Annotated in this window: 12 protein-coding genes and 1 tRNA gene; 2 read left to right on the plus strand and 11 right to left on the minus strand. The window is 52.0% G+C overall.

Going from position 1 to position 21,691, the window contains the following annotated elements; translation table 11 throughout:
* The first annotated feature begins 52 nt into the window (after positions 1-52).
* Complete coding sequence (locus R3I13_RS18995) at positions 53-640, plus strand: RNA polymerase sigma-70 factor (protein WP_346319542.1); 588 nt, start codon at positions 53-55, stop codon at positions 638-640.
* Here R3I13_RS18995 and R3I13_RS19000 read toward each other — a convergent pair.
* From R3I13_RS19000 to R3I13_RS19035, 8 genes are read right to left on the minus strand one after another with little or no spacing between them, the layout of a single operon-like run.
* Positions 612-1,655 (minus strand): SIS domain-containing protein, encoded by a 1,044-nt coding sequence (locus R3I13_RS19000; protein ID WP_346319543.1) that lies wholly within the window; start codon positions 1,653-1,655, stop codon positions 612-614. The genes R3I13_RS18995 and R3I13_RS19000 overlap by 29 nt on opposite strands.
* Entirely contained in the window at positions 1,652-3,094 is a 1,443-nt protein-coding gene (locus R3I13_RS19005) for an FAD-dependent oxidoreductase (RefSeq protein WP_346319544.1), read from the minus strand. Before R3I13_RS19005 ends, R3I13_RS19000 begins: the two co-directional genes overlap by 4 nt.
* 2 nt (positions 3,095-3,096) lie before the next feature.
* Positions 3,097-4,281 (minus strand): aromatic ring-hydroxylating dioxygenase subunit alpha, encoded by a 1,185-nt coding sequence (locus R3I13_RS19010; protein ID WP_346319545.1) that lies wholly within the window; start codon positions 4,279-4,281, stop codon positions 3,097-3,099.
* Complete coding sequence (locus R3I13_RS19015; protein WP_346319546.1) at positions 4,281-5,486, minus strand: MFS transporter; 1,206 nt, start codon at positions 5,484-5,486, stop codon at positions 4,281-4,283. Before R3I13_RS19015 ends, R3I13_RS19010 begins: the two co-directional genes overlap by 1 nt.
* Positions 5,487-5,494: 8 nt before the next feature.
* The gene (locus R3I13_RS19020; RefSeq protein ID WP_346319547.1) at positions 5,495-6,682 is read right to left on the minus strand and encodes a Gfo/Idh/MocA family oxidoreductase; all 1,188 of its coding nucleotides are present in this window, start codon (positions 6,680-6,682) and stop codon (positions 5,495-5,497) included.
* Positions 6,683-6,726: 44 nt separating this feature from the next.
* Entirely contained in the window at positions 6,727-8,268 is a 1,542-nt protein-coding gene (locus tag R3I13_RS19025; protein ID WP_346319548.1) for a RagB/SusD family nutrient uptake outer membrane protein, read from the minus strand.
* Between the two features lie 19 nt (positions 8,269-8,287).
* Positions 8,288-11,521, minus strand: coding sequence for a TonB-dependent receptor (locus R3I13_RS19030; RefSeq protein ID WP_346319549.1), 3,234 nt, complete (start codon positions 11,519-11,521; stop codon positions 8,288-8,290).
* A gap of 54 nt (positions 11,522-11,575) precedes the next feature.
* A complete protein-coding gene (locus R3I13_RS19035) occupies positions 11,576-12,727 on the minus strand; it encodes a FecR domain-containing protein (RefSeq protein ID WP_346319550.1) in 1,152 nt (383 codons plus the stop codon).
* A 173-nt stretch (positions 12,728-12,900) separates the two neighbouring features.
* On the opposite strand from R3I13_RS19035, the gene R3I13_RS19040 reads away from it, so the two are divergent.
* Positions 12,901-12,973: transfer RNA gene (locus R3I13_RS19040), tRNA-Gly, on the plus strand.
* A gap of 54 nt (positions 12,974-13,027) precedes the next feature.
* Here R3I13_RS19040 and R3I13_RS19045 read toward each other — a convergent pair.
* The 3 genes from R3I13_RS19045 to R3I13_RS19055 are packed head-to-tail and all read right to left on the minus strand — an operon-like array spanning position 13,028 to position 21,512.
* Complete coding sequence (locus R3I13_RS19045) at positions 13,028-13,402, minus strand: hypothetical protein (protein ID WP_346319551.1); 375 nt, start codon at positions 13,400-13,402, stop codon at positions 13,028-13,030.
* A gap of 3 nt (positions 13,403-13,405) precedes the next feature.
* Entirely contained in the window at positions 13,406-17,890 is a 4,485-nt protein-coding gene (locus R3I13_RS19050) for a DUF6443 domain-containing protein (RefSeq protein WP_346319552.1), read from the minus strand.
* Positions 17,856-21,512 (minus strand): hypothetical protein, encoded by a 3,657-nt coding sequence (locus R3I13_RS19055; RefSeq protein WP_346319553.1) that lies wholly within the window; start codon positions 21,510-21,512, stop codon positions 17,856-17,858. Before R3I13_RS19055 ends, R3I13_RS19050 begins: the two co-directional genes overlap by 35 nt.
* Between the last annotated feature and the right edge of the window lie 179 nt (positions 21,513-21,691).

The following is a 21,691-nucleotide window of genomic DNA, read 5'->3' on the forward strand; positions in this document are numbered from 1 at the left end:
GGAAAGGTTTCCCGGAAGGGAAAAAGATGATGCATTGAAATAAATGAAAGACTTGCGGCCATATGATGACAGTGAACTGTTCCGCCTGGTTCGGGAGGAGGACAGCAGTGCCGCATTTGAAGCCCTGTATAACCGGTATTGGGATAAGCTGCTGCTGCAGGCAAAACTAAAGACCGGTTCTGAAGAAGATGCGGAGGAAATCGTGCAGCACGTTTTTATGAATATCTGGAAGACGCGGAAAAACATCCATCTCCGGCATTCCTTTCATACTTACATCGCTTCCTGCGTGAAGTATGAGATCATGGCCGTGCTGGTGAAACAAAAAAAGCAGCAGGCAGCGTACCATAGTTTTTATGACAACGTTGCCGGCAGGGAGGATAATTATACCGCCGAATGGGTGGATTACGAATCCACCCGCAGACAGCTGGAAGACACCATCCGCAACCTGCCTGACAAGTGCCGGCTTGTATTCCGGCTGAGCCGCGAACATGGCTTTTCGGAGAAGCAGATCGCTGAAAAATTAAGTATTTCCCCTAAAACCGTACAGGCACACATGACGCGCGCGCTGAAGCTGTTGCGTACCATCCTGCAGCACCGCCTGTTCTTTTTCCTCAAAGCCCTCCTTCTGATTCAACAATAAAATTGCAGTAAAAAAATATATCCGGGTCGATCCCTTTCATACGCGCCAGTTTTTCCGCAGCCAGCTGCATGGGTATGATATTGATGACGGGGCCAAACAACCCGGGGCAGGAGGGAACGGATATTGCATGCCCTCTCAGTTGCGCAGGCAATTCCTGACCAATAACGAGCACATTCACTTTTTTTGCAACAAGGTCGTTGACCAGCTGCACGTCATGATCCCGCGCGGTGTTGCTCTCCAGCCACACCGCCATGTTCAGCGGGTTGTTGATGATCTCCTGCGGCCCATGCCTGAAAGCGCCGGTGGTAAGGGCCGATGCAGGTTGTTTGGCCACTTCTTCCCACAGCAGCATGCTTTCATGGGCGGAAGCCAGGTTCGCCCTCCTGGCGGTGAAATAGGTATGCGCGTTTTTTTCAGGCCAGGCTGTGTCTTCAATAATTTCCCGCCATTCCGTTAGCCTGCTGTTGGTTTCCCGGAGCGGTTCCATGAGGGCGTCGTGAATCAGCAGGCCGGGGTATTGCGGCCTGAAATACTGCGTCAGCAATAAACCGGTGAGGATAATGGAGGAATAAGTGCTCACGGAAATACTGTGGTCAAATCTTACACTGGTAAGCAGGCAGGCGTCGGAGCCATGAGCCAGCGGGCTGTCTGCGGCATTGGTGATACTTATCACGGATGCTTTCGCCAGTCTGCATTTTGGCAGCGCCTGCACCAGTTCCACGCTCTTCCCGCTCCGCGACAGGAAAATGACCGCCGAATCCGGCGGAATGAGGGTGAAATAAAGAAAATCCGCCGCATCGCATAAAACGGCCTGCACGCCCGCTTCATTGAACGCCGCCTGGATGGCGATGCCCGCATTCCAGCTGGCGCCAATGGCGGTGATAAATACATTTTTCGCACCGGTGATCAGCCCCGCGGCTTTTTTCAGTGCGCGGCCGCCATTGTCTGCACTGTATTGCAACGATTGTAACAGCTGGCCTGGCTGATCGAGTATATCCTTTAAGTACCGGCTCATCTTGTTGGGTTTTCGTTTTGAATGATTTTCTGCATTTCGTTCAACAGGTCTTCCAGCAGCGAAGTGCAACTCTCGCAACCAGTACCCGCACCGGTTGTTTTCCTGACCTCATCCAGCCGTGTGAGATTATTCCCGCGGATATCTGCCACTATTGCGTCTTTACAAAGGCCTTCGCATAAGCAGATCACGGTATCGCCGGGCAGGCTGGCGATCGTTTCCGCAGCATCCGCTCCCGGCGCTATCAGCGCGGCGGGGTCGCCGGTGATCTTTACACGGTTGCGCTGCATATGAAAGAGGCGCGTGCTGCCGGTGGTGTCTCCTACAAATATGCCGCCCAGCACATACTGTCCGTCCGGGGAAATGTTGATCCTTTTGTAAGTGCCGGGCCCGCTGCTTACAAGCGGCGTGTGCGGCTGCAGGCCCGCCGCATCGCCAAAGGATGCTACGTTTACTTCTATCACCTTCAGTTTCGTAAGCGGCAGGTGGCCGCCAAAAACTTTGTAGATCTTTGCAAGCCTTGCTGCCACTACTTCTGCCATTTCAAAACAAGGCGCGGCCAGTCCCCATATCTTCCCGTCCGAAAGCGCGCATTCGCCGATCGCAAAAATGTGTTCGTCTGAAGTAAGGTTGTGGTTGTTCACCACGATGCCGCCCGCCGCGCCAATGTTCAGCCCGCAGGCCCGGGCCAGCTCATCGCGCGGGGTGATGCCGGCGGAAATTATAACAAGGTCCGCGGGAATGAGTGTGCCGTCTGTACAATCAATGCCTTTGCCCGAGATATGCTGTGCGTGTTTACCGCAATGGATGTCCAGCCCCAGTGCTTCCAGCTGCCGGCGGAGCAGGGTGGCGCCTTCCGCGTCCAGCTGGCGGGGCATGAGGTGCGGCGCCGTTTCAACGATGCTGGTGTGCAGGCCTTCCTGTAATAAGGCCCTGGCTGCTTCCAGCCCAAGTATGCCGCCGCCCAGCACCGCCGCGCGACGGCCTTTTTGCAGGTATGCCTGTATGGCTTTGAGGTCTTCCAGTGTGCGGTAAATGAATACGCCCGGCTGGCTGGTATCTGCCCATGCCGGCACAAATGGAACGGCGCCGGTGGCCAGTACCAGCGTATCATATTGTTCTGTAACGCCGGTACTGCTGGTCAGCAGTTTTTCGGAACGGTTTATTGCCACCACCCGTTGCCCGGTCTTTAATGTTATTTTATGTTGCGCATACCAGGCTGGCGTAGCGAGGTAGAGCTTTTCAGCAGAGCCGCCGGCAAAAAAATCTGTGAGATGAATTCGGTCGTATGCGGGATGTATTTCCTCACCATACACCACCAGGTCAAATTGTTTGCCCAGCCGGTACTTCACAAATTTTTCGCAGAACTTGAAACCAGCCGGGCCGTTACCTACCAGGACCAGCTTCTTCTTCTTTACCGGGTCGATCGTTGTTCTTTTCATCGTTACCTGGATTGGGTGAGGTGCCTGCGCATCCTGTCCAGGTACCAGGCATGAAAATTAACCACATCTTCTTCCGAAGGCGCCATGGGGCCGGGTTCGTACCGGGTGGACCGGATGCCTTTCTGGTTGTTCTCACAAAGATGCCAGTCCTGCTCGCCCGTGATCTTCCAGAACTCCGTGAGCCTGTCCAGCTCGTAATCCACGCCTTCTTCCGCTTTGCCATCCACCAGCCAGGTGAGGTCTACCATAGACCGTGTGGCGTCTATCGGGGTGATGCGCATGGCCCAGATGTAATCGCTTACGCCATCCATCCAGAAGTTGGGATAATTGATGAGGCCCACCACGCCGCTGTCGTATTGTTGATGACGGCCCATCAGCGGTGCTGCCGGTTTGCCGTCCAGCGTATAACTCTCCATGCCCGGGCGCAGCGGGTAACGCGTGGCGTAATGGCTGGCTTCCGGCACGTTTTCGATGGTGGTGGAAGCCAGGCCCTGCTGTTCCCACACCACCATGCTGTCCTGCAGCACGGCGTCGCGGTTTTCCACCAGGTTCGCGCCTACCACTATGCTGCAATACTCGATATGCACGGGGCCGCAGTGGTAACATTCGCGGAAGTTCTCGCCGATCAGCTTCCAGTTGGCTTCCAGTTCATAGCGGTCGCGGTAAGCCACTTTTGCATTTTCCAGCTGGTAAGGCTGCAGGTAAGGCGCGAGGCCGGCGGATTCCTGCGAGAAATCCGGCGGATCGTCTGCCAGTGAAATGAAGATCGCTCCGGCCACATCGGTGAGATGCACCGGGTGAAGCCCGAACCGGCTTTTGTCAAAATCATCCGGCATCAGCCGGGCATTCCTGAGCCGGCCGTCTTTTTCGTACACCCAGTTGTGATAAGGGCATTTCAGCTTGTCTTCGTTGCCGCGTTCTTCAATGCAGATGGCGGAACCCCTGTGGCGGCAGGAATTGTGATGTGCGTGGATCGTCCCGTCGTCGTTGCGGATAATGATCACAGACTGGTCCAGCACGGCGTAGGTGAAATAATCGCCAGGCTCCGGTATCTCGCAGGAGAAGCCTGCAAACAGCCAGTTTTGTTTCCAGATGGCATCCGCTTCATGGTTCAGTACCTGCTGGCTCATGTAGAGATCGCGGGGCAGGCTCCATCCTTTTTTATATTGTTCCAGTAGTTGTTCCATCAGGTGAATTTTTTAATTGATGATGTTTCGGGCACGGCCATGGGCTTTGTGCCGGAAGTTCTGACCAGCAGCAGGAGAGCGGCGGCGCCGGTTATAAGAACCAGCAGGCTGAATATGCCGAACACCTGCTGCATCGGCATGGTTTCATACAACCGGCCGATGATGATATTTCCCAGTACAGCGCCTGCGCCGAAATACATGGCCCACAGCATCGATTGCCCGGTGGTTCTCCATTGCGCCGGTACTTTTGCATTCACAAACTCTACGGATGCGAGCCATAGCAACGTCCAGGTGACGCCGTTCAGGCTTTCGATGCCGATCACGGCGTAAGGGTTGCCGTTCAGGTAATACAACAGCAACCGCAGGGCCGTACCGAATATGGCAATGATCAGCACCTTTCCCGGCGCGGTTTTGCGCAGCAGCCATGCGGCAATGAAATAAAAGGGCAGTTCGCTCAACGCCTGTACGCCAATGGCGGCGCCGGTTACGGAAGAGGAAGCGCCTATTTCCCGCATGTACACCGTCAGGAAAAATGAGCTGGCGGATTGTGCGATGGATACGATCATCACGACCAGTAAAAAAATGAGCAGCACTTTGTTGCCCAATGTGCGGCCCAGTTCTTTAAAGCTGAGGTCCGCCGCAGAAACTGCGGGCGCCGTTCTTTCGAACCGGGTGGCAGGCAGCCAGGCCAGTAAAAGAAAGGCGGCGCTGAGATAGAAGATCACGTTGCTGCCGTATGTTTCAGCGAGCATCCCCGTGAGCCAGGCGCCCAGCCCGAAACCCGGCGCGCCCCAGAAGCGCAGGCTGCTGTAGGAAACCTGCGGGTGAAGCGCCGCATGATCCAGCGTAATGCTGTCCAGCAGGGGCAGCACGGGCGTTTGAAAAACAGCGAATAAAAAGATCATCACCGCCGTGAGCAATGTTCCTTTTGCGATGAACGGAAATACGGCGAATAGCAATACGGCCAGGATGACGGAAAAATGAAAACAGCGCATCTTTCCAGCCCTGTCTGCCAGGATGCCCCAGAACGGCTGCACCAGCAGCATCACGAGCCAGGGGATAGCGGAGAGATAGCCCATCTCCGTGCCGCGCATGCCCTGGTCTTCCAGCCAGAGGTTCAGGCTGGGCATCCAGCTGCCGAGGGAGGCAAAGCTGAACAGGAAAACAACCCGGTAGCGGTTGTTTCCTGCCAGTATATGTTGCATAGCCGCCATTAGCTTACGATGGGCCAGGGGAATGAAGACTTCAGCGGGATCCGTTTGCCGGTGCGCTGCGATTCATTGGCGGCTTCGATGATCTCCAGCACGTGCAGGGAATGCTCTACATTGATCAGCGGTTTTTTGCCGGTGGAAAGGTATTCGCAGATCACGGAAGCGCCTTCCTGCCATACATAAGTGCCTGCGTCTTCTACGAAACGTTTGGTGGCAGGATTGTCGTGCGTGGCCATATCCACGCCGGTCGGTTTCCAGTCGTAACCCACCATATGCATATTGCCTTTGTTGCCGTATACGGAGATGGTAGGCCGTTCCTGGCCGGTACCCTGGTGGCCGTAGGGGTCGAAGTAGTTGAAGCCGCACTGGATATGCGACAACACGCCGCTGCCGTGATCGAACAGTACCTGCGCATTGTCTTCCGCTACCACCGGTATCGTGCCTTTATCGTCCACTTTGCGGGTGGGGGTGATCACGTTTACCATGGCCACCACCGATTTGGCGGGGCCAAACAGGGCGGTGAGCGTTGCGATGTTGTATACGCCCAGGTCCGGCAGGCTGCCGCCATTCTTTTCATAGAAAAAGGCGGACCAGGTAGGGCCTTCGTGACCGTAGTGGCCGTGTGCCGCCGCGATGCTGCCGAGCTTGCCTTCATTCACCTGTTTGGCCATAAATGCGAACTGCGGGCTGTTTACCACCGCGGGCGCCCCCCAGATCTGCACGCCTTTCCTTTTGGCCATGGCCAGTACTTCCACGCCTTCCTGGTAAGTGGTGGCCAGCGGTTTTTCGCACCATACGTTTTTGCCCGCGGCAATCGCGATCTTATTGAGGCGGCCATGCTCCTGCATGTTCGTCGTGTTCACCAGCAGGTCGAAAGGCACGCCGGCCAGCATTTTATCGATATGCGGGTAGGCGGTGGCGCCATCGATCTTTTTGGCGGCTCTTTCCGCACGTTCGGGCTTGATGTCGCAGAGGCTTACCACTTCCGCGTAAGGGCATTTGGCGAGATGAGGGAGGTATACGCCGGATACGCTGCCGCAGCCGATGAGGCCTACCCTTACTTTCCTGTTGAGCGGCGTGAAGGGTTGCTGTTGTGTGCCGGCAGATGCAAATGCTGAGGGAGACAGCAGGGCGGCTGCGCCCAGTACGCTGACGTTGCTTAAAAAGTCTTTCCTGGTCATGTTCTTCATGCGAGAGAGTTTATTAGATGTATGTAGTTTGGATGGGCGGGAACTCAGTACCCGTCGTTCTGTTCCAGTTTGTTGTTGGCGTCTATAGCCGCCTGCGGGATGGCATACAGCAGGTATTTTTTATCGCTGACAAATGGCTTGAAAGGAGGGCGTGCCGCGAGGAATTTGCCATAGCGGATCATGTCCTGCCGGGTAAAACCTTCCCAGGCCAGCTCGAACCTTCTTTCTTTATAAACGGTTTCCAGCGTCACGGAGCCGTAGAGTTTGGACGGGTCGGCGAAGGCCCTGGCGCGTATGGCGTTTACCAGCGTAGTCGCTTCCCCGTTGCTGCCGCCGTTGCGGAGGATCGCTTCGGCTTTCATCAGGTACACATCGGCCAGCCTGAAGATGTGGAAATCGTTTTCCATACTATTGCTCAGCCCGGGTTCAAACTCCCACTTCTTTATCCTTGCGCCTTCTTCCTGGTTGATCCATCCCCAGCCGTCGGGGCCGGGCTCGTTCATGACCATATCCACGGTGTGGATCAGCGGGCGGCCGTGCGGTGTCATGATGATATTGCCGGAAGGGTCTTTCATGGGGCCGATCAGGAAAGACGCGGCATACCGTGCATCTGCAGGGTCAAACTCTTTCACATAAGCCGGGTTGGCTGCAATACCGTTCCATGGGCTGATGCTCAGGCCCAGCGCGATGGGGTCGAAGTAATGGAGGGTGTTGAGCGCGATATTGTTTTGCCTGCCTGTTCCGCCGGATTTGAAGGCGGCTGAAAATATCGCTTCGCGGGAAATGTGGTTGTTCGGAACAAAATTGATATCCCATTTTTCAAGCTGGTAGGGCATGGACAGCACGGTGTCGCAAGCCTGGATACATTCCTGCCACTTGGTGCCGCCTGCCGGGTTCCATTCCTGTGCGTTGAGGTACATTTTTGCGAGCAGCATATATGCCGCGCCGCGGGTCATTTTGCCGTAACTGGCAGGCGTGGCCACATCTCTTCTCAGTTTATCCTTAATGTCGTTCAGCTCTGAAACGATGAAATTATATACTTCCGCGCGGGGTTTGGTGACGGGCTGGCTTTTGTCCAGGAAGTCCGTTACGATGGGCACGTTGCCGTAGTGGTCGCAGAGGATGTAGTACCAGAACGCGCGCACGCCCCTGATCTCCGCCAGTATCTGCTCTTTCAGGTCAGGCGCAATGGCTTTGTTGATGTCTATCTGGTAAAAGATCTGGTTGCAAAGCGCAATGTTTGACGAGGGGCCGAAAAAGGATTCGTTGAACCCGCTGCTGCTGGCATTCCACTTGTGCTGCATGCTTTCTTTGTACATGGGCTCGCTCCAGTCCCCGCCTTTGTAACCCGGTATGGCGATCATGTCCGAGGAAAGACCGTCCATGGTGAGGTAAGTATCCCAGTCGATGCCGTGCAGCTTCAGCCCGCTGTAAATGGAACCAACCAGCGCGTTGATCTGCTCCTGGTTTTTCCCGAAATCGTCTACGGAAACCTGTGTGTACAGTTTTTCATCCAGGTTGGTACAGGCTGGCGTGAGCACTGTAAGGATCAGGATGGTGAGTATGGGTAATCTGAAATTTTTCATGACGTTTGTTGTTGGCTGTTTAGAAATTAAGATCAACACCAAATGAATAGGTCCGGGCTTTGGGAACGAAAACCGTTTCCAGCACGCCGGGCGCCAGCCCGCTCATGTTCACCTCGGGGTCCAGCCCTTTGAACTTCGTGATCACAAACAGGTTTTGCGCGGTGATATAAAGGCGCATTCCCTTGATGCCTTTCCAGGGCTTTTCGATCACATCATAGGAAAGACTGGCATTGTCCAGCCGGAGGAATGAGCCTTTTTCGATGTAATAGCTGGAATATTTCGGGTCGTCGTTGATGCCGTTGGTGAGCGCGTCTTTCATCACGTTGGAGCCGGGCAGCCATTTTTTGTTGGCGTATTGCAGCCGGGGATTGTTCAGCACGTCGTTGCCATACACGCCTCTCAGGAAAAAAGAAAGGTTAAAACGTTTGTAGGCGAAGGAGTTGAAGATGCCGTAAGTAAAACGCGGCAGCGCCTGGCCGATGTAGGTATAGTCCAGGCTGTTGATCTCCCCGTCCTTGTTCAGGTCTTCAAAAATGAACTTGCCGTTTTCATCGAGGCCTTTTGATCTCCAGCCGTAAAATGTGCCTACTTCGCGGCCTTCTTCGATGATATGGCTGGTCAGGTTACCGGAGCCGCGCAGGGCAATGCCGCCGGTTTTGATGCTTTCCGTCTGGTACAGTTCGTTCGAGAGCCTGTTCACTACATTTTTGTTGGTGGCAAAGTTTACGGAGCTGGTCCAACGGAAGTCTTTTGTGCGGATGTTTTCTGTATTAATGGCCAGTTCAAAACCGGTATTGGTCATATCGCCAACATTGGCAAGCGTGGTAGGGAAGAGGTTGGGCGGCACGGGAACGTTGTATACGTAGAGCAGGTCGCTGGTCTTTTTTACGTAATAATCCAGCGTGCCGGAAATGCGGTTGCTGAGTATGGCAAAGTCGATGCCCGCATTCAGGGTGGAGGTTTCTTCCCACTTCAGGTTGGGATTGTCGTTCTGCGCATAACGGTAGGTATTTCTCCAGCGCCCGTTGTCGTAATATTCATCGCCCCTTCCGTACAACGCAATGGAGCTGTACGGGCCAATGCCTTCCTGGTTGCCTACTACGCCGTATCCTACTCTCAGTTTCAGGTCGTTCACCAGGGGGCTGCCTTTCAGGAAAGTTTCTTCGGAGAGGGTCCATGCGGCGGAGGCGGAAGGAAAGATACCCCATTTGTTGTTGTTGCCGAATTTGGAAGAGCCATCGCGGCGGAGCGTGGCGCTTACGGTGTATTTGCTGTTGTAGCTGTAGTTCAGCCTTCCGAAGAACGAGATCAGCTTGCTCAGTTCTTTGGCGGAGCCTACGTCGCTGGGGAACAGGCTTTCGCCGGCGGCGAGATTGTTGTATTCAAACTGGTCCGTGATAAAACCGCGGTTGGAGGCTTTCATGTATTGCATGAAATTTTCTTCGTAAGAATAGCCGCCGAGCACTTTCAGGTGATGCTGCCCGAAAGTTTTGTCGTATTCGCCGGTCAGCTCCATGAGGTTTTTGTCCCATACGCTGTTTTCGCGCAAAGCGTAACCATGGTCCGTTCTGCCGGCCTGCGTGGTGATCGCGTTGTAACGGCTGCCGTCTTGCGTGCTGCGCTGCTTGAAGAGGTTTACGCTGGCGGTGAACCCTTCGAAAAGGGTGGCCCTGATGTTGCCGTTGCCATACAGCTGGCTGGTTTTGGTGAGGTTGCGGTTTTCGGCGAGGTTATGCACGGGGTTGCCCTGTTCCCAATCGAACTTTTCAAACCAGCTGCCATCGGGGTTTTTGATGGTGTATACCGGCAGCATGGTATAGGCCAGCACGGAGTTGAAGCTGTTGGTGGGGGAGAAGTCGCTTTGAACGGCGCCTGCTACCAGTGAAAGGTTCACTCTTCCGTCCAGTATTTTCTGGTTCACGGAAAACAATGCGTTGAACCTTTTCAGGTCGTTGTCGCGCATGATGCCTTCGCGGTTGAGGTAGTTCAGCGAAGCGCGGTAATTGCCTTTGTCGTTGCCACCGGATACGGACAGGTTGTTGTTGTATGAAACGCCGGTGCGCATGATCTCTTTGAACCAGTCTGTGTTTCCGCCTACATCCAGCCCGGTGACGTCCATGCCGTTATCTTTCGTGTACGCGCGCCATTCGGAGGCGGAGAGCAGTTCCGGTTTGTTGGACACCTGGTCTATGGCGACATAATTATTGAATTGTACTTTGGCCTGCCCGCTTTTGCCTTTTTTAGTGGTGATGAGTATCACGCCGCTGGCGGAGCGGGAGCCGTAAATGGCCGTGGCGGCGGCGTCTTTCAGCACGCTGATGGATTCAATGTCCTGCGGCGATACGGAATTCATATCCATGCCCGGCACCCCGTCTATTACCACAAAAGGCGCGCTGGACGCGGTGAGGGATGAAGAACCTCTCAGGCGGATGGTTTGTTTGGCGGTCACATCTCCGGTTTCCGTGGTCACGGTGAGGCCGGCTACTTTGCCCTGCAGCAGGTCTGCTGCGGTCTGCGTAACGCCTTTATTAAAATCTTTTTCAGACACAACGGCGATGGAGCCCGAGATATCTTTTTTCAGCTGCGTGCCGTAGCCTACAACCACTACTTCGTTCAGGCTGGTTTCAGACCGGGTCATTTTTACGTGGATGGAAGTTTTGCCGGCCGTGGGTATTTCCTGGGTGGAAAAACCGGTGTAGCTGAACAACAGCGTACCGTGCTGTGGAATGCTGATGGCGTATTTGCCATTTTCGTCCGTGCTGGTGCCGGTGTTCGTTCCTTTCAACTGCACCGTGACGCCCGGCAGCAGTACACCGGCTTCATCCGTTACCGTGCCGCTGATCTCTATTGCGGCGGCCGCCGCCGGGGAAGCGGCCGGGGCGCTGGTTTCCTTTGGGATCACCACGATCGTGTTCTTTACGATCCGGTAAGTGAGCGGTTGCTCCTTGAATACAAGGTTCAGTACCTGCTCCAGCGTGGCGTTCTTTACGGAGATGCTTACGTTGCGGGTGTTTTCCAATTGTTTGCTGCTGCAGATGAACAGGTACCCGCTTTGTTTTTTGATCTCGGTAAAGATTTGTTCGAGCGATACATTCTTGTAGGAGAGCGTGAGCGATTGGCTGTAGGTTTTGGCGTGTACCTGCAGGCTGAACAGGACTAACAGCAAATAAACGAGCTTCCGGAAAGGAAAGGAAGGGATACGCGGTATCAGCCGGCCCCATGGGCCGCCATAGCGTGAAATTTCTTTTTTCATAAAAATGGAATTACCGTGGTTAGCTGGTTGAATAGTTTTGGCTGCAAAAAAATACTACCGGTACGGAGATACGATGATGGTCCTGCCTTCTTGTCTGAAACTTATTTCCTTTGTCATTGCTAACATTTCCAGCACGGTGGCCAGGTCGTTGTTCCGGGATATGGACCCGGAAAAGGGCCTGCCTTCCACGCCGTTCTCTATTTTTATATCTACATCATACCACCGTTCCAGTTGTTGCATTACCGTATGTATGTCAGAATTATTCAGTTTGATCATCCCGCTTTTCCAGGCCATCACGGCTTCCAGGTCCGGCGTTTGGTTCAGGCGGATGCTGCCTGTGGCTGCTGCGCCGGCTTGCTGGCCGGGTTTCAGCAAATGTTCGGCGGATGTATTGCTTACTTTTACCGCGCCTTCCAGCAGGGTCACAAAAACGCCGCGCTGCTTTTCGAAAGTGTTTACATTGAAGTGTGTGCCCAGCACCTGGGTGGTAACGCCTTCCGCGTTCACCTGGAATGGCTTGGCGGCGGAAGGGCTTACTTCAAAGTACGCCTCGCCGGACACGCTTACCTGCCTGCTGCCCGCAAATGCCGCCGGGTAACGGAGCGAGCTTTCCGCGTTCAGCCATACTTTACTGCCATCGGCGAGTATTACGGTGAGGATGGCGCCGCCCCTGGGAACGGTGAGCGTGTTCGGCATCGCGGCTTCACCGCGCCCGCCGTTCTCATACCTGATCCCGCCGTCGGGGAGTTTATGAATAGTGGCGTTGCCCTGCCGGGCCAGGAGGCCGACTTTTATACTGTCCAGGCGGATGATGGCGCCGTTTGCAAGGGTAAGCGTGGCGGTTGCTGATGCCGGGGAAGTGATCGCCTGGCTGGCGCCGGCGGAAATATCCTGGCCGGGGATATTATCTTGGCGGTTAAAAAGATAAAAGGCCGTCCCGCCTAAAATGAGCAATACCGCGGCGGCCGCTGAGAGCCTGCGTTTCCAGGATATGCGGCGGATGACAGGGCTTTCCCCTTCCAGCTGGTGGATAATGGACTGGAAGATCCTTTTTTTCAGGCCTTCTTCCGTCTCGTTTTTCAGCCACTGGATGTCAAAGCCCGGTTGGTTGTTGTACCATGCTTCAAATTGCTGCTTCTCTTCTTCCGTAATGGTGCCGTTCAGCCATTTTTCCGCCAGGGAATTGATGTCGTTTTCTTTTTTCATACCGTGTGGTGGTTGCGCTCTATGGATATAGAGATGAAATGAGGGGAGGACCCTTAGTGGAGAGGAAAATATTTTTTTGCAAGGGGTATTATATGGCCAAATCCAAAACATTCGTATATTTGTCTCCCTTCCGGAGGAGAGAAGTCAACACCGGAGGGCGTTTTAAACCACCAGCGGAAATAGCTCATTTGGTAGAGCATCAGCTTCCCAAGCTGAGGGTGGCCGGTTCGAGCCCGGTTTTCCGCTCAGGAATGACAAAGGCCAGCTAAAAAACTGGCCTTTGTCTATTTTAAATAAGATCTATAGAACATCCGGCTTCTTCCAGACCCTGCATATTAGCCATATGCTGAACATGATGTAAAAAAGATATACCAGTATAAACACGGCAGATATGATGCCCATGCCGTGCTGGATTATAAAAAGAACGATCCGGAAAGCTGACCAGGCTACTACCGTTGCCTGCGAAGTGATAACCATCCGCCTCACTCCGGTGCTTTCGTAATATATGTGCAGCAGCAGCCAGACGGAGCTGTTCACCAACAGCACTGTTTCTGCAATCTGTATTTGGGTATCCCGATTTTCGGGATGAAACGGCGCCGCAGCCAGGATAATCAGCCAGCTCATAAGGAGATTGGCAAGAACGAGGCCGAAATAATAGGTGAATAATCGCTGCATATGCTATCTGTTATATTGTTGGAATTGTAGGATCTTTTCCCATAACTCTTTCACCTGCTGGGCATTCATACCCGTGGTTTCTATTTTTACAGATCCGTCCTGCTCTGTTTTTACACCTTTGAAATTTCCGGACATCAGGTTGTGAACGTTCAGGGCGTTGAGTGTCATATTATATGCGTCCATGTAATCAGCTGAATATTTTTCAAAACCTCCGGCGAAGATATCCTTCCATATATTATGTTGATCCATATGTGTTCCTTTATGAGCATAGGCATCCTGTAATGCATGTAAACCCTGCCCGAAAGCCTGTATGCCCTTGGAGTTTTTCTTCAGATCGTGAAAAGTACCTTCTTTTGCTGATGCGAAAATTTGGCTCCAGCCAAATTCCATTCCCCTCATCATTGCGTTCCAGCTTGAAATGACACCCTTTTCTGCTTCATCTCCAGAACGCATTGAATGCCAGATATTGTGATTGTATTCTTTAGAGCCAACAGCCCAATCGGTTGTCTGGGAACCTGCTGTGCCGGAATAATCAATGTCATCCTTATACTTCATCGGCACACCGGTCCAATGAACTGCATTTTGTGCCTTAAGCAGGTGAGATGGCGGGTGATCGGAATATACAGATGCGTAGTGTGATAACAGGTCTAACTGTTCGCTAAAGCCGCCTATGCCAAATTCCAGCAATGCGTTTTTAGTCAGATAATAGTGATGTGAAACACTCCACTTTCCTGCTATCTCAACACGGTTCACCGGGTTATTGATAGCATAAGTATAAGGAGAATAGCCGAAATATTCTTCAGTTTTCGGGTCCATTGCGTGCCACTTGCCTATCTGTGGATCATACATCCTTGCACCATAATCATACCAGTCCAACCCCTCGCCAGTGCTAAGCTCCTCGCGTTGCAATTCCTTCCCGTTAAAAAGATATTTATTCTCAAGCTTGTTGAGAGCTTTTGAACTCAGTGCTTTCATTGTAAGCCCGAATGGATAATAGTGCATTTCCTCCAGCAAAGGTCCAGGTGCGTTCATTACCACAATATCGTCAAAATAAACATCCTGTACCGATTCGTTACTGGCATATACGTACAGGAACCCGCTTTGGTCCATAACCATTTTTTCTTTCACCAGTTCCTGCATTTCATCCGGCTTTTCCTGCACCTGCTTAACGCCGCTGTTTTTATCAACCAGAAGGAATTGTTCGTCGAACAGAACGAAATTCAGATAGGCTTTAGGGCGCATTGGATTGGACGCTTTCGTATCTTTATCTTTTAAACGCTGGTAGGCATTGCTGAAGTTATTGTTGAACGGGGTATTGCTGAGATTAGCCGATACGGCGGCTCCATGACCAGCTTGAGGAACATTTTGATCGCCGAAGGCACTGATCAGCGCGCCCAGCATATCCACCGGGGGGGACGTCGTTTTGTTTTGTGCTATTTGTTGAGATTTGTAAAAGGCCTTCGCGGTGATCTGCACTGTATCACCCACCATTACTTTCAGCACGAGAGATGGCCCGACCCTTTTGTCCGGAAATTTGGCATTGAGCCGTGCAACATGTTTGTTTTTACCTGATTCTTCAGGATAACCTGCCGGTGCTGTGGACCTGCTCGCGTCTATGTTGCTAAAAAGCGAATTTTCAACCGCCGTTCTCTCCGTTTCCATCGTGGCCACGTAAAGCTGATTGGGCGACGAATCATCTGTCAGCATGCTTCTGACGTTGCCCTGATGGTCTTTGATAAAAAAGTCATACACGAAACTGACGTTATCCAAAGCATCGTATTTGGCCCTGATTCGCCCTTCGCCATGGGCAACTGACAGCAGCCTGCCATCTTCGTAAATGGCATCGCCGATATAATCCGTCCGGATCGTTTTGGCCGGGGTTACAGTTTGATCCGTTACGATCTTGCGGGACTTTTTACCGGCTGCGGTATAGATGTACCTAATGTTTCCCTTGTTGCCGGAAAATGTGACCAGTTCCGGCTGGTTGAGATAGTTAAAGGTAATTGATGAAATTTGCCGGTTCAGGTCCTGCTTTATGTTACCATTCCAGTCATATGTAAAATCATCTCCACTGTTGCGGTCGGTGAAGTCGTACAGACCGAAATCGGTAGTGTTGGGCTCCGCAACGCCTTTCAACCTGTTCGTTTCCGGAAAATACTCATAGGTAAGCTGGTCCATATTTACCTTGGCTGTACCCTGCATCCCTTTTTGATATTGGGTGAGGATATTGCCATTGTGATCATAGGTCAGGTTAGAGACTGAATAATCGGCCACAGTGGACGACCAGGAATTCGGGCTGGTTTCCTGCGTATAGTTGGCAGAGGTCAGTCTTCCGGAAGGATCGTAATTGAAGCCATATGCTCTTTTTACATTATTTGCAGCTCCTTTCCATATTATACCCGCCACATTTCCATCCAGCCTTTTGTTGGAAAAGCCATGATCGTATGCCAGCTCTTCACCAAAGTAATGGGGCTCGCTACCATTTATATAGGCCTTATTGATGCTGAGTATCCATCCACGGATGTTATAATCGTAGGCGACGCTTTCCAGTGTGCTGCCATCTTTTTTTAGGTACTTTTTGAGCCTAAGCCCGCCCAGCTGATCATATTCATTTACCTGAATACTATGTTCAGCATCGTTATTGATCTTTTTTACAACATTTACCAACCTGCCTGCATGATCATACCCAAATTTTGTCAGTATTTTAACTTCAGGCACCAGGCCGCTGCCGGGGTTGTGCTGGTAGGTGTAAGTACTCACCGGCTGGCCGGAGAAGTTATACATAAACGATTGAACGTCGTACCCACCACCGATATTTCCCATAATTTCCTGTACAAGCCTGCTTTTTCTATCGTAATGCCTGGTGGTTGTTAACCATTGATTCGTGCCGGGAACTTTTATTTTGTAGCCGGTTGGCAAACCGTGGGTCATAATGGAAGAGGCTGGTATTTCTTTATAGTCTCCCTGGTCCGGCAGAGCGGCAGGTATTTGCAGCAGGTCGTTCCTCATGCTTTGTGCTCCCTCAAACCCATAGTTGTCGTAAAAAGTATACATGAGTGGCTCCAGATTGGCTGTCTGCAGGTTAGGGAGGGAATTATGCAAGGTTATGCTCACTGCACCCGAAGTTGCACCGGGAGAAATGAACGCTTCCATTTCTGTTTCCGAGAAGAAGCCTGATGTGAACTCAATGGAACTCCCTGCTGTATAGGCCGCTCTGCCATCGTGCCAGCCTACCGAAATGTCTGAAGGCACGGGGTAATTATATGTGTATTGGGCAGACGGCTGAACTGTTGTGAGTGCGTTGGCAAGTTGTTGCCTGTTCTCAGGTGTTGCATATAATCCTTTCATGACCGGCCGGTTTTGCTGGTCGTAAAAAGTGACGATCCACTTTTTAGTAGATTGATTACGAAGATTTCCATCTTGAACAAATACGACTCTGCCGCGAACATCATATACCATTTCTACAGGCTCCGTGCCGGGAAGTTGTTTAAGGATCAACCGGTTAAGATGGTCATATTCATACCTGAAACAAAGCTCTTTCCGCAGTGCTGTCCCGGACAAGTCCCAACCGTTTCCCTTTATTTTTTCCACGGCTTTTGGCTGAATGACATACCGCAGATTGCCGATATCATCGTACACATAATAAGTACATAGCCAGTTTTCATGGCCGGCGCCAGGCGTTGCGTTGAACTGGGATTTTTTCAGGATAAGCCTGCCTGATTTGTCCATATAGGTGACTGTTTTACTATTTTCTTCATCGGTCGATATCTCCATGTTCAGGGCACCGGCGGCATAGGTGCCGGCGTTTTGCGGGTAATCTCCTGCATTCAGGCCAATGTTCCATTTCACGACTTCATTCGCCGCGTTGAGCAGGTATTGCGTACCTGTTCCCTTCTGGGAACCGGCCCAGCTGTTGCCTGCACCCATCGAAAGCGTGGAGCGGCCCAGCGGCGACGGCTCAAATTGCTCATGGCTGTAGAAGACGCTCTCATTAGGATAAACTCCCTGCATAAAAACAGCCTGGTCTGCGAAAGCATTATTCCTGAATGTACCGGGGTACATGTTGTTGCTCGATGCAAAAGGCAGGTAGCGGTAGGCTTCACGGCCCTGGCCGTCGTATACGTGCGGTTTCACAAGGTCTATTCCTGTGGGCGTAATGCCTCTCATCACTTCCTGGAGCGGCCGCCCGAGGCCGTCGTAATAAGTGGTGGATTGTTTTACCTGGGCCACGTCCTGCGTGAGCGTAACAGTAGCGGGATCGGTTATTTTTTTCGATGGTTCCCATGTTCTTATATAACTGATCAGGTCGCCGGTGTATTTCACAGGAAGCGGCCGGGGCTGTGCGGAAGGGGGCAGGCTGCCATTGGGCTGCTGGGCAAATGCCAGGCAGGGAATGAAGCAGAGTGTGATAAGTTGAACTAACTTTTGCATAGCGTTAGCGGGATAAATTTTATTAATCAAGACAGGGCACAGGGGTGTTTCGGACAATGGTCTCGGAATAAGTACCGTCGCTGAATGCGTAACGGAAAGTTTCCTGCCATTTGTTATCGGCCAGCCGTACGCAGTTCAGGGTTTGTTTGACGCCCGTTTCGCATACGTTGTTGACCTGTTTTTTATCGATGCCTTCACAGGGTGGAGGCAGCGGGCAACATCCGCAAATGCCGTTGCTGATCCATCTTTTTGTATTATAGGTATCGCTGGAAGGATTACCGTCCTGCTGTTCTATTTCCTGCTCGCCGGTATTGTTATTGCTGGCGTCTTTCACGCATCTCGTAAAACCGGTGGTGGCCCAATGAGGCCCCAGCCCTGGCACAAAGGCGAAATAACGGTAGTCGTACTGTTTCAGGATATTCCGTTCCACGTCCCGCGTGCGCTGCAGCCTGCCGAAAAGATCATATTCGAAATGCGTGATCTTGTTCTGTTCATCGCACTGGCTGTTTCTTCCTACCGGCAAAAGGTAGGTGTAGGTCATCATCTGCGCATCGGAAGGATAAAGCCTCACCTCGTCTATAAACACCGCAGACGAGGAAGAAAGGGTAAGACCTGAGGTAATGCCGGAGAAGATGATCTGCCGGTATTTCCAGCCATCGTGCATGGTTTCATTTTTATCTGACTGTATATTCAGCGTTCCCGTGGAAGTGGTCACCGACACGGCGGATCCTTTTTCCCAGAAAGACAGGATGTATTTTTTGGAAGCGCTCAGTGTGCCCGGGAAAGTCATTAGCCCGGTTGATGCGTTTTCGAGCCGGAATACGTACTGCCCGGTAGGAGCGGTGGCATGTATCTGCCTGCCCGACGCCAATCCGTTAGCTGCCAGCCATTTGCCGGCGTATTCCGTTTCGCCTTCCTCGAAGCTGCTGTATGCTACTTCCTGGTAGCCGGCATTTCTGACATAGGCTGCGGGATATTCACCCTGGTAGCCCCATATGAAACTGTTCGGTATGTTATTTTCAAGCGCCTGCACCAGCAGGTTGCCGCGCTGGTCGTACAACAGGTTGCGGCTGGTTACAACCGGGTTGTTGGCGCCAATAGCATTTTCTATGGTTTGAGGAAGGAACACGCCTGTGAACGGCGCATAATAATTCGTGCGCTGCAGGGCTGTCTTTTGAGCGCCCAGGTAAGTGGTTTGTTCTATTAAGGGCGAATTGATGTTTTTATCCAGCATGCCCTGGTAAACGCTGGCAGAACCTTGCGCCACTGCAAAATCGTAAGGGTAACGTTTAACGGTACGGTGTATCTTGTCCGAGCTTTCTGTTGTGGTAATTTCGGTTTCCAGGAAGTTGTCATGCCCGGGAGCGCCGGTAGGATAAGCATCCGGGTAATATTTGAAATCTGTGATGGCCACCATTTGTTGCGTGGTGCCGGGAATAAATGTGGTAACCGTCCGTTTTTTCAGCAATGGCGGTTTGAGAAAATGTGCGCATGCGCTTACCCTTCGCACGCCAGCCAGTTGCTCCACTGTGAAGCTGAAATACGGTACCATGAAGTAAGGTGTGGTCACATCTTTTAAATATTGGAACTCGGTGGATTGAACAGCTTGTTTGGATGCATTGTAATGCGTTTGTTTCTTCGGTAATCCCCGAAACGCTTCCATATTCAGGTATCCTTCTTCATGCCAGGCGGAAGTGAAGTTGCCGAATATCAGGAATGGGCTGGCGTCGTTATAGCCAGGGTCTTCGTAATTATAAAATTCATGAACGGTGTATCCGTCGCCGCTTTTTTCCGTTACTTCCGAATAGGTGACGTGGCTGCCATTGGTCGTACTGAGCGTTAAGATGTTGTTATCGACCATCTTTCCATAGTTCATGGAAACACTCAGCCATCCGCCATGCCACCATTCTCCCCATCGCGCAGAACCATGGGCGGTACCGGCGTTGGCATATTGAGGCTCTGTGCCCAGGATGCCCGAAGATTCCGCGATGCCGGCAGTAAGGTAATTTTTATAATAAAAATATTCCTTTACCATGGGTTCGCCCCCGGTACCGTCGGAAGCCGTCATTTTACGCACACGAAGCCCTCCCGCCATCAGGTTGGCGCCTTTGTTCTGCACGTCAAAAGGGAATTGTTTGCCTGTTTTCCGGTAATAATGAGGCTCGTATTCCAGTTGGAGGTAACCGCCGGTAGGATAGGTGATCTTTTCCAGTATTTCGGCCCGCATATAAGCTTCTACCGGCTCCCGCAGGGCCAGGTAATTTGTGCCGTACACGTACGACCGGTTGTTGAAATATCCCCAGTGGTCGCCCATTTTTGAATTGTACGGCGGCAGCGCTGTTGGATTGTATGTGAATGAATAAACGCCTACCTTGCTCCCGTTTTTATCCTGCATTTCTATATCCGAGAGCCGTAAACGTTCGGTGGCAGCTTCCCTGTAATTGAAGTGGAATTTTTTAACGCCAACTATATCGATATCTGTCAGCTTCTGCCACCGGCTTTTGTGTTTGCCATATTTCCACAATAAACCGACGATATTCTTCAGTTCTGATTCGTTGAAATTGTAATCCCGCTCCAGGGAATTCGCATGTGTGAAATTGACCGTCTGCACCGGCGTTATGATGGAAGCAAGGTAAACAGGGGTCTGGATCATGTAGGAAATAACAGACTGGTCGCCGGAAGTTGAGGTGTAGCCCTGGTCAAAAGAAAAGAGGATACCCGCGTTGCCCTGGATGTTATATGTCTGTGAATAAAAAGTTACGTTCCGCTGTTCGTGCTGCTGGAACACGCGCCCGGCGCGTTTGTAATTGAACTGGATCGCATTTCCCGCCTGGTCTTTTATTTCGGTCAGGTACCATGCAGAAGCAATCGTAAAGTAATCCCACCCATAGTCCCCCATATTGCTGAACTCAATCGCCTGCGGATTGTTCCCGAATGTATATTGGACGCCGTTTTCGTCGGTAATGCGGAAGGTGAAGATGTTCGGCCCCGCAGTTCCGTTTTCCAGGGCGTTCGTTTGCGTGCTGAACCAGTCCTGGTAAGTAATGGAGGTCCGCATTTCCACTATTTCCGCTTTGAGCTTGTAAGCCCCGTTGGATTTGACTTTTAGCTCCACAGGGGCATTATGGCTGGCTCTTGTAATAAAAAAGCTGCCGGAATACCCGTTGAAGTTGAAAATAAATTCATCCGGGCTTGCGTCATAGCTTTGGAAAGGCCCCTGGTCAAAATAAGCCTGTATGGTGTCTATATTGGAGAAATTCTGCGCCACGCGCCCGCAGTTGCTGAACCAGTTTGTTTCCCAGGTAGTGCCGGTTCTAGGACGCTCGTCGTACGCGCCGTTCGTTTTCCTGATGATAGCGCCGCCCGCATGGAGGCTCCATCCCAGCCCAACCTGCCCGGGATGGTCGTCTACCCGGTTGCCGCTTGTGCTGTATTGCAGCGATATAGGAACAGTAAGTCCCCTGTAGCTCAGGTCATATACCGGTATGGCTATACTGGCCTGGCCATTAAAAGGATTCGCCGGCATAAGGGCGTATTTCCCCAGTGAAGCCACGTCCGGGCTGGGGTATGTCTTGTTGAGGTCGAAACCTGCGTGGCCGAACTGTGCGAGGGCATAGGGACCGCGGAATGCCAGCAACGCCAGCAATAACAATAGGATCGGGAAAATCTTTCTCTGCATGGAGAATGGGTCTTATAACTTTTTGGATTCGGATTCCATTCGCACCGTCTGGAACCAATCGATATCATAGCATGGGTTACCGGGTACAAACTATTATCGACGGATCATAAGCATTGGGCACAAAATAATTATCAAAGCAAATATATAAAAAGTAGCGAGTATTTGACAAATTCACGGGG

This window comes from Chitinophaga sp. YIM B06452 (assembly GCF_039655965.1).
GTDB lineage: Bacteria > Bacteroidota > Bacteroidia > Chitinophagales > Chitinophagaceae > Chitinophaga.

What these genes read in the sequence shown, in the direction of transcription:
- R3I13_RS19000 (WP_346319543.1), bottom strand. Translation starts at nt 1,655, where the DNA reads ATGAGCCGGTACTTAAAGGATATACTCGATCAGCCAGGCCAGCTGTTA.
- R3I13_RS19005 (WP_346319544.1), bottom strand. Translation starts at nt 3,094, where the DNA reads ATGAAAAGAACAACGATCGACCCGGTAAAGAAGAAGAAGCTGGTCCTG.
- R3I13_RS19010 (WP_346319545.1), bottom strand. Translation starts at nt 4,281, where the DNA reads ATGGAACAACTACTGGAACAATATAAAAAAGGATGGAGCCTGCCCCGC.
- R3I13_RS19015 (WP_346319546.1), bottom strand. Translation starts at nt 5,486, where the DNA reads ATGCAACATATACTGGCAGGAAACAACCGCTACCGGGTTGTTTTCCTG.
- R3I13_RS19020 (WP_346319547.1), bottom strand. Translation starts at nt 6,682, where the DNA reads ATGAAGAACATGACCAGGAAAGACTTTTTAAGCAACGTCAGCGTACTG.
- R3I13_RS19025 (WP_346319548.1), bottom strand. Translation starts at nt 8,268, where the DNA reads ATGAAAAATTTCAGATTACCCATACTCACCATCCTGATCCTTACAGTG.
- R3I13_RS19030 (WP_346319549.1), bottom strand. Translation starts at nt 11,521, where the DNA reads ATGAAAAAAGAAATTTCACGCTATGGCGGCCCATGGGGCCGGCTGATA.
- R3I13_RS19035 (WP_346319550.1), bottom strand. Translation starts at nt 12,727, where the DNA reads ATGAAAAAAGAAAACGACATCAATTCCCTGGCGGAAAAATGGCTGAAC.
- R3I13_RS19045 (WP_346319551.1), bottom strand. Translation starts at nt 13,402, where the DNA reads ATGCAGCGATTATTCACCTATTATTTCGGCCTCGTTCTTGCCAATCTC.
- R3I13_RS19055 (WP_346319553.1), bottom strand. Translation starts at nt 21,512, where the DNA reads ATGCAGAGAAAGATTTTCCCGATCCTATTGTTATTGCTGGCGTTGCTG.